Source organism: Nocardia sp. NPDC059240, from assembly GCF_042753865.1.
Classification (GTDB): Bacteria; Actinomycetota; Actinomycetes; order Mycobacteriales; family Mycobacteriaceae; genus Nocardia.
Genome location: NZ_JBHZAC010000003.1, coordinates 835512 through 848320 on the forward strand (window position 1 = coordinate 835512; position 12809 = coordinate 848320).

The 12809-nt window shown below is 67.0% G+C and carries 13 protein-coding genes; 4 read left to right on the forward strand and 9 right to left on the reverse strand.

All coding sequences use genetic code 11. The features are described 5' to 3' along the window. Positions 1-9 precede the first annotated feature (9 nt). The gene (locus tag ACFXHA_RS14160; protein ID WP_379356488.1) at positions 10-873 is read right to left on the reverse strand and encodes a GNAT family N-acetyltransferase; all 864 of its coding nucleotides are present in this window, start codon (positions 871-873) and stop codon (positions 10-12) included. 551 nt (positions 874-1424) lie between these two features. Then, positions 1425-2558, reverse strand: coding sequence for a flavodoxin-dependent (E)-4-hydroxy-3-methylbut-2-enyl-diphosphate synthase (gene ispG, locus ACFXHA_RS14165; protein WP_379356695.1), 1134 nt, complete (start codon positions 2556-2558; stop codon positions 1425-1427). Between the two features lie 207 nt (positions 2559-2765). Here ispG and ACFXHA_RS14170 point away from each other — a divergent pair, with 207 nt between their 5' ends. Together ACFXHA_RS14170 and ACFXHA_RS14175 are read left to right on the forward strand one after the other, a co-directional pair. Further along, positions 2766-3452: an endonuclease V gene (locus ACFXHA_RS14170; protein ID WP_379356490.1), complete on the forward strand. Its 687-nt coding sequence runs from the start codon at positions 2766-2768 to the stop codon at positions 3450-3452. 2 nt (positions 3453-3454) lie between these two features. Beyond that, a complete protein-coding gene (locus ACFXHA_RS14175) occupies positions 3455-3871 on the forward strand; it encodes a hypothetical protein (protein WP_379356492.1) in 417 nt (138 codons plus the stop codon). On the opposite strand, the gene ACFXHA_RS14180 is transcribed toward ACFXHA_RS14175, so the two are convergent. Beyond that, positions 3855-5060 (reverse strand): M50 family metallopeptidase, encoded by a 1206-nt coding sequence (locus ACFXHA_RS14180; RefSeq protein WP_379356494.1) that lies wholly within the window; start codon positions 5058-5060, stop codon positions 3855-3857. The two genes, ACFXHA_RS14175 and ACFXHA_RS14180, sit on opposite strands and share 17 nt — an antisense overlap. 22 nt (positions 5061-5082) lie before the next feature. After that, positions 5083-6246 (reverse strand): 1-deoxy-D-xylulose-5-phosphate reductoisomerase, encoded by a 1164-nt coding sequence (gene dxr, locus ACFXHA_RS14185; RefSeq protein WP_379356496.1) that lies wholly within the window; start codon positions 6244-6246, stop codon positions 5083-5085. A 169-nt stretch (positions 6247-6415) separates the two neighbouring features. Between dxr and ACFXHA_RS14190 the strand changes: the two genes are divergently transcribed. Further along, entirely contained in the window at positions 6416-6700 is a 285-nt protein-coding gene (locus ACFXHA_RS14190; protein ID WP_379356498.1) for a DUF2631 domain-containing protein, read from the forward strand. Between the two features lie 139 nt (positions 6701-6839). Next, positions 6840-7151 carry a hypothetical protein gene (locus ACFXHA_RS14195; RefSeq protein ID WP_379356500.1) on the forward strand — a complete coding sequence of 104 codons (312 nt, stop codon included), beginning with the start codon at positions 6840-6842 and terminating at the stop codon, positions 7149-7151. A 173-nt stretch (positions 7152-7324) separates the two neighbouring features. On the opposite strand, the gene ACFXHA_RS14200 is transcribed toward ACFXHA_RS14195, so the two are convergent. From ACFXHA_RS14200 to ACFXHA_RS14220, 5 genes are all read right to left on the reverse strand, one after another. Next, positions 7325-7987, reverse strand: a complete 663-nt coding sequence (locus tag ACFXHA_RS14200; protein ID WP_379356501.1) for a hypothetical protein — start codon at positions 7985-7987, stop codon at positions 7325-7327. A 255-nt stretch (positions 7988-8242) separates the two neighbouring features. Continuing rightward, positions 8243-8953: a hypothetical protein gene (locus ACFXHA_RS14205; protein WP_379356503.1), complete on the reverse strand. Its 711-nt coding sequence runs from the start codon at positions 8951-8953 to the stop codon at positions 8243-8245. A gap of 144 nt (positions 8954-9097) precedes the next feature. After that, positions 9098-10075, reverse strand: coding sequence for a cytochrome c oxidase assembly protein (locus tag ACFXHA_RS14210; protein WP_379356505.1), 978 nt, complete (start codon positions 10073-10075; stop codon positions 9098-9100). 74 nt (positions 10076-10149) lie between these two features. Beyond that, the gene (locus ACFXHA_RS14215) at positions 10150-11883 is read right to left on the reverse strand and encodes a metallophosphoesterase (protein WP_379356507.1); all 1734 of its coding nucleotides are present in this window, start codon (positions 11881-11883) and stop codon (positions 10150-10152) included. A gap of 91 nt (positions 11884-11974) precedes the next feature. Then, positions 11975-12670: a TetR-like C-terminal domain-containing protein gene (locus ACFXHA_RS14220; RefSeq protein WP_379356509.1), complete on the reverse strand. Its 696-nt coding sequence runs from the start codon at positions 12668-12670 to the stop codon at positions 11975-11977. Positions 12671-12809: the final 139 nt, after the last annotated feature.

Below are 12809 nucleotides of genomic sequence, written 5' to 3' on the forward strand. Positions count from 1 at the left end.
GATTCGGGGTCAGTCCAGCAGCACGGTCGCGAAGGTGGCGATTTGCCGGAAGCCGATCTTCTTGTAGGCGCGGCGCGCAACCTCGTTGTAGCAGTTGACATACAGGCTGGCCGTGCGACCGGACGAAATCACGACATTCGCGACAGCGGCGGTGCCGGTGGTGCCATAACCCTGCCCACGTTTGTCCGGATGCACCCACACCCCCTGGATCTGCCCGGTCCGCTTCGACAAGGCCCCCACCTCGGCCTTGAACACCACTTCGCCGTCCTCGAAACGCGCCCAGGCCCGGCCGGATTCGATGAGCCCCGCCACCCGGCGGCGATAACTGCGCCCGCCGTCACCGCTGCGCGGATCGATACCGATCTCCTCGGTGAACATGGCGACGGCGGCGACCATGTACCGGTCGACCTCCTCCGGCCGCACGCGGCGCACCCGCAGATCCGGTCCGACAGTCGCCGGGCGCTCCAACGCCAGCAGCGGCTGATCGTCCCGCAGCTCCCGCGGCGGCCCCCAGTGCTCACCCAGCAACTCCCACAGCGGCAACGCCAACTCCCGTCGCCCCACCACCGACGAACACACTCGAGGCCCCTTGATCGCCCGCTCCGCGAACGCCTTCAAGTCCTCGCGGCCACCCCGCAACGGCACCAGATTCGCCCCCGAGAAGCACAACGACTCCCCCGGCCCACCCCGACTCCACAACTCCCCGTACACCCCGCGCGGATCCAACCCGAACTCCTGCAGGCGCGCGGCAACCATGCACGTCGCCACAGGATCAGCGTCGAGCACCCTCAAAACTTGACTCAAATCGCGGTTCGCTAGCTGACGGGCCCCGGCCACCCGGCCCCGGCGAGCAGGCTCCAGCACACTCCGCACGCTCACAGCCTGCCAGAACTTCCCCACCCGCGCCGCCCGATTGCCCCCAACCGCCCACCCACCAGCGAAAACCCGCCCGCCGTCAGCGCCCGGGCAGCACATCCTTCGTCTGCCCGTTCAATGGTGGACGCCTCCCCGAGCCTTCAGGTCCCGCGGACTCGGACAAGGCTCTTCCGGAACGGGCTTATTGTTCGACTCGAATCCGCCCCACACGGTAAGGAGATACAAGCCGACGATCACGCAAACAGGCAACATACCGACCGCGATCCATCTAGCGGCGCTTGAATTGGTTTTGAACGCTATGGCAAAAGAACTCACGGCACGATCGTCGCGACGGTCGATGCTATGGGCAATGCGATCCAGCGTGCGTCCCTCACCAGGCCACCTTCAGTTACACGATCTCCAGCTTCTTCCCCAGGTCACCATTATCGAGAAAGAATTAATGATCGAGTTAAGGCTCCATCGAAGACTTTGTCCAAGTCCCGACCGGGGACAGCGAACGGCCCGGCGCTCGGGGGTGCCGAGGACCGGGCCGGTTGGAGGTTGGGAGGCTAGCCCGCGGTGACTACGGGGGCGCCGGATTCGGTGGTGTCGGCCATTTCCTCGGCGAGGCGCATGGCCTCTTCGATGAGGGTTTCGACGATGAGGTGTTCGGGGACGGTTTTGATTACTTCGCCCTTGACGAAGATTTGGCCTTTGCCGTTGCCGGAGGCGACGCCGAGGTCGGCTTCGCGGGCCTCGCCGGGGCCGTTGACGACGCAGCCCATGACGGCTACGCGGAGGGGGACTTCCATGCCTTCGAGGCCGGCGGTGACGGCGTCGGCGAGGGTGTAGACGTCCACCTGGGCGCGGCCGCAGGAGGGGCAGGAGACGATTTCCAACTTGCGCGGGCGCAGGTTGAGGGACTGGAGGATCTGGGTGCCGACCTTGATTTCCTCGGCGGGCGGGGCGGAGAGGGAGACGCGGATGGTGTCGCCGATGCCCTCGGAGAGGAGCGCGCCGAAAGCTACCGCGGATTTGATGGTGCCCTGGAAGGCGGGACCGGCTTCGGTGACGCCTAGGTGCAGGGGGTAGTCGCACTTCGCGGCTAGCTGGCGGTAGGCCTCGACCATGATCACCGGGTCGTTGTGCTTGACCGAGATCTTGATGTCGCCGAAGCCGTGCTCCTCGAACAGCGAGGCCTCCCACAGCGCGGACTCGACGAGGGCCTCGGGGGTGGCCTTGCCGTACTTCTCCATCAGACGCTTGTCGAGGGAGCCCGCGTTGACGCCGATGCGCAGCGGGATGCCCGCCGCACCGGCCGCCTTCGCGACCTCCTTGACGCGGCCGTCGAATTCCTTGATGTTGCCCGGGTTCACGCGCACCGCGGCACAACCCGCGTCGATGGCGGCGAAGATGTAGCGCGGCTGGAAGTGGATGTCGGCGATCACCGGGATCTGCGATTTCTTGGCGATGGTCGCCAAGGCGTCCGCGTCTTCCTGACGCGGGCAGGCCACGCGCACGATGTCGCAGCCGGACGCGGTGAGTTCCGCGATCTGCTGCAGGGTGGCGTTGATGTCATGGGTCTTGGTGGTGGTCATGGACTGGACCGAGACAGGGAACTCACTGCCCACTCCGACATTGCCCACCATCAGCTGGCGCGTCTTGCGCCGCGGTGCGAGGACGGCCGCCGGTGCGGCCGGCATCCCCAAAGCGATGGCACTGCTCACGATCGGCTGCCTACTTTCGACTAAGTCCTCACCCTTACCGGCTCCGAGCTTACCGAGGCTCGAATACCGGTCGCCCTGTGACGGCGGCGACAAGGGTACCCGGGCCGGATGCAGGACTCGGAATCGGCCGGGGCCTACAGTTCTTATTCGTTGCAGATGACGCGAAGGTTTACGGTACGAATTGTGAAGGTAGCGAAACCCGATTCGTGGCCGACCAGCCCCGAAGAGGCTGCGGCCCTGCAAGATCTACTGCGCGCGCGGGTGATCGCCGACAACCCCCGGCCACCGGATTTCCGGACGATAGCGGGCCTTGACTCCGCCTACGACGACAACGGCAACGTGGTCGCCGCCGTCGTGGTGCTGAACGCCACAACATTGGAGACCGTCGAGGTCGCCACCGCGCAGGGAACCACCGATTTCCCTTACGTACCGGGCCTGCTCGCCTTCCGCGAACTCCCCACCACCCTGACCGCCCTCGAAAACCTCACCGTCACACCCGATCTCCTGATCTGCGACTCCCAGGGCCTGGCCCATCCCCGCCGCTTCGGCTTCGCCTGCCACATCGGCCTACTGACCGGCATCCCGACCCTCGGCGTCGCCAAGAACGTCTGGGGCGACTACGACGAGCCCGCCCGCGTCCGCGGCAGCTCCACCGTCATCACCATCGACGGCGACCCGGTAGGCCGCGCCCTGCGCACCCGCACCGACGTCAAACCCGTCTTCGTCTCGGTGGGCCACCTCATCGACCTGGACACCGCCTGCACTCAGGTCCTCGCCCTCACCCCGGACTTCCGTCAACCCGAAACCACCCGCCGCGCCGACCGCCTCTGCAGAACCATGCTGCGCGACCTCGCAACGGAATACCGCTAGCCATGGCCGACCCGGAAGTAGCGCCGGTGGACGAACTCGAACGTCGCCGCCTGCTCGCGGAGAGCGTGCGCGATGAATTGCGGCGAGCCGGTCTCCCAGCACATGCGGCAGCAGACGGTCCGCGCGCAGGCGGGGCCGAAGTCGACGTCGATCCCGGAACCGATTCTCTGGGAGGCGTATTCGTCGACTGGAATCCGGATCCCGCTCTGACAAAGGCCGTGGTGGCGGCGGCCGAAGCAGGCGATTTCGAGTCGGCGGCCGCCCGTCAGAGCTCCGCGATCCACGCGTACATGAGCACCGCCATAGTCGGGATTCTGCGGGCGGCGGGACTGCAGGCTGAGGCCGGTCGGAACGACCTCAGCCCGGACACCGTCTACGTCGAGTCTCCAAGCGGGACAACCGCTATGGGAACAGCTTGACCGGGTTCACGATGTCGGCGACGAGGGTGAGGATCATGTACGCGCCGCCTAGTACGACGACGACATACGTTGCTGGCAACAGCTTCAGGTAGTCGACGGGGGCTCCGTCGGGGAGGCCCTTGCGGTTGCGGAAGAGGTTGCGGAGCTTCTCGAAGAGGACGACCGCCATGTGGCCGCCGTCGAGGGGGAGCAACGGCAGCAGGTTGAAGGCACCCAGGAAGAAGTTCAGGCTGGCCAAGGTCAGGATGAACATGGACCAGAGGCCGTGCTGGGCGGTTTCGCCGCCGATCTTGGAGGCGCCGTAGACGGAGACGGGGGTTTCCGGGTCGCGGACGCCGCCGGTGACCGCGTGCCAGAGGTCGACGACCTTGGACGGCATCTTGGCCAGGGATTCGACGGTGCGGACCGCGATCTGGCCGGTGAAGGCGCCGGAGGCGGGGATCGCGGAGAGGATGTTGTAGTGCCGCGGCGCGTAATAGTCCTGCTGCACACCGACCTTCGCGACGGTCTTGGGGGTGCCGTCCTTCTTGTCGTAGACGGTCGCCAGCTGCGGGGTGACCTCCGCGGTCTGCGTCTTGCCGTCACGCACGAAGGTGTAGGTGAAGGCGCCGGTCTGCTTCTGGGTCTGGACCTGGAAGTCCTTCCAGGTCTTGATCTCCACGTCACCGACCTTGGTGACCTTGTCCCCCGGCTGCAGCCCGGCCAGCGCGGCGGGGCTGTCGCCGGTGCACGGCAGCAGCGTCAGGTCCTTCGGGTTCATGTTGGAGACGCAGCTCAGCTTGCCGATCTGGGTTTCCGGCGGCTGGTCGAAACGCGGCAGCCCCCAGCCCACGGCCAGCACCACGATGAGGATGTACCCGATCAGGAAGTTCATCATGATGCCGCCGGACATGACGAGCATCCGCTTCCAGGTGGCCTGCCGGTACATGGCCCGGTCGAGTTCCTCGGGTTCGAGTTCGTCGAGCGCGGTCATGCCCGCGATATCGCAGAACCCGCCCAGCGGCAGCGCCTTGAGACCGTATTCGGTCTCACCGCGCCGCCACGAGAACACCTTGGGTCCGAAACCGATGAAGTAGCGGCGCACCTTCATGCCGGTGGCTTGCGCGGTCCACATGTGGCCGCATTCATGGAGGGCGACCGAGGCCGTGATCCCGAGGGCGAACAGTACGAAGCCGATCGCGTAGCCCATCCGGTTGGAAACCCTCCTGCTGTCAGCCGCGCACGATCGTGCGTGCGGTGTCACGCGCCCACGTATCGGCCGCGAGCACCTCGTCCAAGCTACCGGGTTCGGCACTCCAGCGGTCGGCGGACTCCACGACGCGCGAAACGGTGCGCACGATGTCGGGGAATCGGATGAGTCCGTCGAGGAAGGCTTGCACGGCAATCTCGTTGGCGGCGTTGTAGACCGCGGTCACGCAGCCACCGGCGATTCCGGCACGCCGGGCGAGTTCGACGGCCGGGAAGACCGTGTTGTCGACCGGTTCGAAGGTCCAGGTGGAGGCGGTGGAGAAGTCGCAGGCCGCGGCCGCGCCGGGCACCCGGTCCGGCCAGCCCAGGGCCAGCGCGATGGGCAGTTTCATATCGGGCGGGCTGGCCTGGGCAAGCGTCGAGCCGTCCTTGAAGGTGACCATGGAGTGCACGATCGACTGCGGGTGCACGGTGACGTCGATGTCCTCGTACGGGACGCCGAACAGCAGATGCGTCTCGATCAACTCGAGGCCCTTGTTCACCAGCGACGCCGAGTTGAGCGTGTTCATCGGCCCCATGGACCAGGTCGGATGTGTCTTGGCCTCGGCCGGATTCACCGATTCCAGCATCTCGGTGGTCCAGCCCCGGAACGGCCCGCCCGACGCGGTGAGCACCAGTTTCGCGACCTCGTCGGCGCGCCCGCCGCGCAGGCACTGCGCCAGCGCCGAATGTTCGGAGTCGACCGGCACGATCTGGCCGGGCTTGGCCGCGCGTGTCACCAATGAGCCACCGGCGACCAGAGATTCCTTGTTGGCCAGCGCGAGTCGGCGTCCGGACTCCAGCGTCGCCAGCGTCGGCTCCAGTCCCAGCGAGCCGACCAGCGCATTGAGCACCACGTCCGCGTCGGTGCGCCGCACCAGTTCGGTCGCGGCGTCCGGGCCCGCCAGCGCCACACCGAGTTTCGCCGCTGCGGCCTCGTCGGCGACCGCCACGTTGGTGGTCCCGGTGGCCGCGATCTGCGCCGCCAGCAGTTCCGTATTGCCCCCGCGCGCCGCCAGACCTACCACTTCGAAACGGTCGGGGTTGGCCGCGATCACCTCCAGTGCCTGCGTACCAATCGAACCGGTGCTGCCCAGCAGCAGAACTCTCACAACGTCGGACACAGGGCCATTGTCTCTTGACACCATCGGCACCGTTCCCCGGCCCTGCACGCGGGCGACACGCCCTTGCTCGGCCGGGGTTTCAGGGGCTTGCCCCTGAGAGTTACGAGAGTTGTCCCTCCCCCTGGTCGCTACGACAGTGGGTCGTATGTCACGATATTGGCCAGCAATCGATTCGAGCCGTAAAGGAGCCGAAGTGGCCGCCACGGAACTGGAACCCGCGCACCCGAAGGATGTCGTGACCAAGGTCGACACCGCTGAGGTTCCGTCCGCAGCGTGGGGCTGGAGCGGTGAATCGCGCCGGACCGCCCGCGCCGCCGGTTGGGTCGTCGTCGTGATCCTGCTGGCCATGCTGTTCGAGAACCAGCAGGGCAGCTCGTCAGGCAGCGGCAATGTCGGTTATATCTTCCTGGTGCTGTTCGCGATCGGACTGGCATTCGTGCTGATTCGCGACTCCATCCTGTCGCGCCGCCCGCGCTAGCAGACACCCGGTCGGGCCTGCCCGACACGCGGAATCCCTTGCCCCACGGAGACTTTCCGTGGGGCTTTCGGGTTTTGTCGGTGTCCTGCGGCACACTCGCTACCGTCACAATGCAGTACCGAGTAACCGGAGACATCACATGCGCAAGATTCTGACGTCCGGCCTGCTGGCCGTGGCCACCACCGCCGCCCTGCTGGCGCTGCCGACCGCGACCGCGTCGGCGCAGTCCGCCGCCTGCAGCACGGCCATCGATTTCATCAATGCGGCGCGAGCCCAGTACCCCGACGGTATCGACTCCGACGGCCAGCAGGCCTTGGCCGCCAAGCTGAACGGCATCGCCGCCAATGGTTCGGACAAGGCCGCGATCTCGGCCTTCGTCACCGCGCTGACCGACGACAACATCACCGATCTGGCCCCCGCGGTCGACACGTTCAACGCCTCCTGCGCGTAAACGGCGGCATCACCGCGCGCCCGAACACCTGAATCCCGGGCGCGCGCACCACTAATTCGGGCCGGATCGTCAGTGACGATCCGGCCCGAATTCTGTTGTCACCCATTGTCTCCTGCACAGACACCGGGGTACTGCCGTGGAGCCGTGGTGGTCTCGGCTCCGTACTCAGCCGATCAGTTGGCCGGGGTGGAGTCCGGCGCGCTGAGGCGGCTGAACAGGCCGAGGCCGATCGCGATGGCGGCGACGCCACCGGTCAGCACCAGACCGGCCGCGGCACCCACCGGGATGCCGATGCCGGCGCCCATGAGGCAGCCGCCGATCCAGCCCGGCAGCAGCACCGGGGTGCCGAGGAACGCGCCCAGGGCACAGCCGCCGACGCCGCCGATGAGGGTGCCGATCAGGGTGCCCATGCCGGTGGCGATGCCGAACTGCGAGTTGGCATTCGACCAGGCGGCGTCCTGATCGGCCTGGCTGGCGACGTCGTGCAGCAGCGGGGCCGGGGTGGCGGCGGCCGGGTCCATGTTCGGGGTGAAGGTGGCGGTGTTGCCGTCGATCTGGGCGGCGACCGGGTGGGCCAGGCCGTCCTTCTGGAACGACAGCGGGAACGCGGTGACCAGGCCACCCTGACCGTCACGCACCTGGAACTGCCCGTCCTGGGTGTCGAGCGAACCGAGATCCGTCTTCAGCACGACCGAAGCGCCTTCGATCTTGGCGTCCCAGTGGATGCCGGGGGCGTCGGTGGCGGCGGCAGGGGCGTCCGCGTAGGCGGTGCCGGCGCTGATTCCGAGAGCCGCGATGGCGAGGGCCGACGTGGCGGCGAACTTCTTGAAACGCATTACTTCTCGTCGCTTTCTTGAACGGGCGCTTCCCTCTTGGGAGCGAGGTCCTCATCGAGCACCCGAGATAAGATAAGCCAGCAAATGTTGCCTAGTTGTTGCCAAAACGTGCCGAAAACGGTCCAAAACATATGTAACGCGTAAAGAACATGTTCCCCGAGTCCTGGATCACACTCCAAAGCAATCTTCGGGTACACGAAAAAGGCCCGTATCAATACATGTATTGACCGGGCCTTTGTTGTCGCGAATTACCGGCTACCCCTGCTCGGCCGGGTTGTTGATGCGGTTCAAGAACACGATTCCGACGATGATCGCGGCGGGCACACCAACCAGGACCAGACCCGCGGCAGCGCCGAGGGTGATACCGGTGGCCGCTCCGGCGAGCGCGGCGGGGATCGAGAACACGCCACCACCGGCGATACCGCCGATGACCAAGCCGAGCGAACCGCCGATGACGGTGCCGACCAGCGTGCCGATGGCGGTGGCCAGGCCGAACTGGGTGGCCGCGGCCGAGACGGCGTCATCGAAGCTCGACTGCTTGGAGCTGGTCACGTCGTGCAGCGGTAGGGCGGTCGGGCGGGCCGAGGCCGGATCGGTGTCCGGGGTCAGGGTCGCACGCAGACCGTTCACGGTGGCCTGGATCGGGTAGTCGAGGTCGTTCACGGTGTAGGACAACGGAACCGCGGTCACCACCATGCCATTGTCGTCACGCACCTGCAGCTGGCCGTTGTCGGTGGTGAGCGACCCCTTGTCGGTGTCGACGACCACGGAGTCGCCCTCGATCTTGGCGTTCCAGTGGATGGACGGGGCGACCTGGGCGATGCCCTGGTTGACGCCGTCGATGAGGGAGGGCAGGACCGGAACGGGAGCCGGGGCGGGGGCGGGCTCGGCGTGGGCGAGACCGGCGGTGACGCCGAGCGCGGCAATGACCATCGTCGATGTAGCGGCAAACTTGCGGATCTGCATGACACTTGCTTTCTGGCGGGCGTTGACCTTCCTCTGGGTGCTTCCCGAGAGCGAAGTGGACGAGGGTTTCGGGCGTCCAGGTCAAGCGTCCAGTAAAAGCACGCTAAGAAATAGCTACAAATGTCCTTAGATTGCTGAAGCCGCTCAGCGGCGGAAACGCTCCCGCAACTGCGGATCGTTCTCCCACCACAGACCGGTGGACACCGGCTCGTCGTCCGCCGCGGCCACCGCGTTCGCCACCGGCTTGCGCTTCGACTGCGCGGCCTCGGCCGCATCGAGTTCGGCGTCCATCTCCCCGGCCCGCTGCTTCTCGTCCCGCGCGAACGCGCGCATGACGACCAGCGAGTAGATCAATCCCAGCAGATCCCCGAGCAGCCACAGGATGCCCGCGCCGACGGTCTGATCCATCCGCATGTCCGGACCCCAGGTGCGGCCCACCTCGGTGTAGTAGCCCGCGGCAACCAGCGGTCCCAGCCACAGCACGATGCCGAGGATGCCGTCGGCCAGCGATTCGGCGATGGTGATGAGCAGCGACAGCCCCTGCGTGAAGTGCTTGGGCGTCGGGTCGACCTGTAGCCGCGAGTAGAAGTACAGGAAACCGATGGCCACCACGAGGATTCGGGTGGCCGCGTCCACTCCCCCGTTCCGCAGCACCGATTCGTACCAGGGCGAGAGGAACAACACCCACGGCAGCAACAGGATCAGCACCGACGCGGTGGCCGGATGAGTGAGCACCCGGGCGACGCCGCCGGTGAGCACGGCGTCCAGTCGTTTCCGTCCGGCCGGTCCCAGCGCCGCGCGCAGCACCGTGAACGGCGCGCCGGCGGCGATCGCGAAAGGCACCAGATACAGCAGGATCAGCACCTGCAGTGCCCGCACCCAGAACAGCGTGTCGGAGTAGACGCCGACCATACCGAGCCCGGAATACAACCAGACGCCCAGACCACCGAGCGCGAAGCAGACGGCCCGCCCGGTCGAAAGCTGTTCGCCGCGTTGGCGTCCCTTGATGAAGCAGAAGGCGTAGGCGAGACCCAGCACGGCGGTGACCAGGACAGTCGAGGTGTCCCACCGCCAGGAGCTCACCACACTGCTCACGTGCAGCGGTGTTTCGATCCGTACCACGGCGTCAAGTATGCGCCGCGCGCTCGCGACCGTTCATCCGCCCTACGACGCGCGGTCGTTTTGCCTGACAAGAGCTAGCGGGAAACCATGCGGCGGTAGGTGACCTTGTCGAACTCGCGGCCGTTCTCGTCGACGGCGATCACGTCCATCTCGCTGGCGAAAACGCCGGGCCGCACGTCGACCCGGATGAAGGAGTAGCGGCTGAAGCGCACCCGCGACCAGGCCGCGGCCTCCTTGGTCTCCTTGCCGTCGGAACCCCACAGGGTGGATTCGGGCACGAAGGTGTCGGGCTTCTCGTTGCCGCGGTAGGTGTCTCCGCCCGCGAAGGTGCCGTGCGCCGCGCCGCCGCCACCGACCACGTAGTAGACGGTGCCGTCGGTGTCGGGGTAGACGATCGAGTTGTCGGGCGCGGGCTTGGTGGGTGAGCCGCCGCGCATCGGATCGGTGCGCTCGAAGTTGTGGTTGTGGCCCTGCAACACCAGATCGACCTTGTACTTGTCGAACAGGCCGGCCCACGCCCCGCGCACACCGCCGTCGCTCGCGCCGCCGATGCCGGTGGCGTAGGCGCATTCGTGGAAGAAGCACACGATGAAGTCGATGTTCGGGTCCGACCGGTAGCGGGCGAGAGTCGATTCCACCCAGCTGTTCTGTGCCCCACCGGAATAGCCGAGGTTGGCGCGGACCTGCCAGCTCACCTCGTTGGCGTCCAGCGACAGCACCGCCACATTGCCGTAGGTGAAGGAGTACACCGACGGGCAGCCCGCGGGCCCGTTGTCCGGGAAGTCCATGCGGGCGGTGAGCCCGCCGTAGCCGTGGGTGCCGTAGACGGCCTCCATATCGTGGTTGCCGGTGGCGAACATCCACGGCACGTGGCCCGCACTGGATTCGATGGCCTGCAGGTAGGTGTCCCACACGAACGGGTTGTAGGCGTCGATGGCGTCGTTGTCGGATTTGCCGTTGGGCACGAACCAGTCCGGGCCGCCGCCGTGCGAGGTGTCGGCGTAGCAGATGTCTCCGGCGAGAATATGGAATTCCGGGTTGCTGGCGACGATCTGGCGCTGGATGTTCTCGGCATTGCGGGAGCTGGGGGCGTCGCCCTCACCGTACTTGTTGCGGTAGGCCCCGGACGGCATGCCCGCGGGCAGGCCCGGGGTGTCGTCGATGCCCTGGTCACCCATCATGGTGAAACGGAAGGGCAGCAGGGCCGCACGGGAACTCGGCATGGCGGTGTTCGCCGAGAGGACGTCGCTGAGATAGCCGTCGGCGGTGCGCCAGCGGTAGAAGTGCGGCAGCCGCCCGGGCAGGTCGTCGACGGGTGCGTGCACGTAGAACTGTTCGGCCGAGAGCACTCCCCCGTCGGTGCGCGGCAGCTGGGTGACCAGGTTGCGGACCTCGGCCTCGAGGGTGCCGCCGAGCGCGGGGGTCGGGCCGTGGTCGAGGAACACCTTGGTGGCCCCGGGATTCCGCGACAGTTGAGCGGAGAACCGCAGCTGGCTGGCGGCATCGGTGCCGTAGCCGACGCGGCGGCCACCGACGGCCAGGGGTGCGTCGTCGGCGTAGGCGATCCCGCGGCCGCCGAAGGCGGAGCCGAGCCCGGCCGCCATGGCCGCGGCCACGCTGCCCCACAGGAAGTTCCGGCGGCTGACCCGATGCCGCCGCAGGAACGAGCGGTGCCATTCGTACTGCTCGTCCATGGTCATGTCGGCGGCCAGGTGGGCGGGGATGCCGGTGCGGGGCACCGTGCCGAGCGGGTTGAGCACGCGAAATCCTCGGGGGTCAGCACAGATGTGCGCGGTGAACCACGACATCAAAACGCTGACACCTTACGGGTTTCCGACACACCGGTGAATTCGGCACGCCCGCGCCGGGATCTCCAGGTTCGGGGAGGGTCGTGCGGGTTCAGTCCGGGAGCGCGATGTGCGGATCGGTGCTGCGGTACGGCTCGGCGTGCGGTCCGGTGGCGAAGCCGCGCAGGATGGTGGCCACGGTGTGGTCGATGGCCGCCTCGCGTTCGGCGGGTTCGGCGTCGGCGAGCGGGCCGTCGACGATGAGGGTGGCCAGCCCGTGCACGGCGGCCCAGGCGGTGAACTCCGCGCCGGGACGCTGGCGCGGGTCCATGAAACCCGACGCGACGAAGGCGTCCAGGCCGACGCCGATGAGCACGAAGATGGGGTCCTCGCGCACGTCCTTGTTCTGGTCGATGTCGCTGCCGCAGAACGCGGTTCGGAACAGGCCGCGTTCGCGGTCGGCGTATTCGATGTAGGCGCGGCCCGCGGTGGCCAGCGCGGCGATCGCGGTGGCGGTCGGATCGTCTTGTTCGGCAACGTTTTTCATCGCGCCCGAGATGGCGTCGAAGAGCAGTTCGCCGGCGTGGTCGTGGACCGCGGCTAGGAGTTCCTCGTGGCCGCTGAAGTGCCGGTAGGCGGCGGTGGCGGTGACGCCGACCGCGCGGGCGGCGGCGCGGACGGTGACCGCGGCGGGTCCGCCGATCTCGGCGAGTTGCGCGGAGGCGAGCACGAGGGCATTGCGCAGGTCGCCGTGATGGTAGGGACCCTCGCGAACCGGTCGGGCGGCCGCATCGTCGGTGATGTCCACAACACCGATGTTGACACCCGTACAGATGGCAGGGCAAGTTAACACCCATAAAGTTCACACCCGTCAACATCCTGTGTTTCCCGGCACCATCACCGCATTGATGCCCGACACCTTCACCGCATTCCGCCGAGAGGATTCT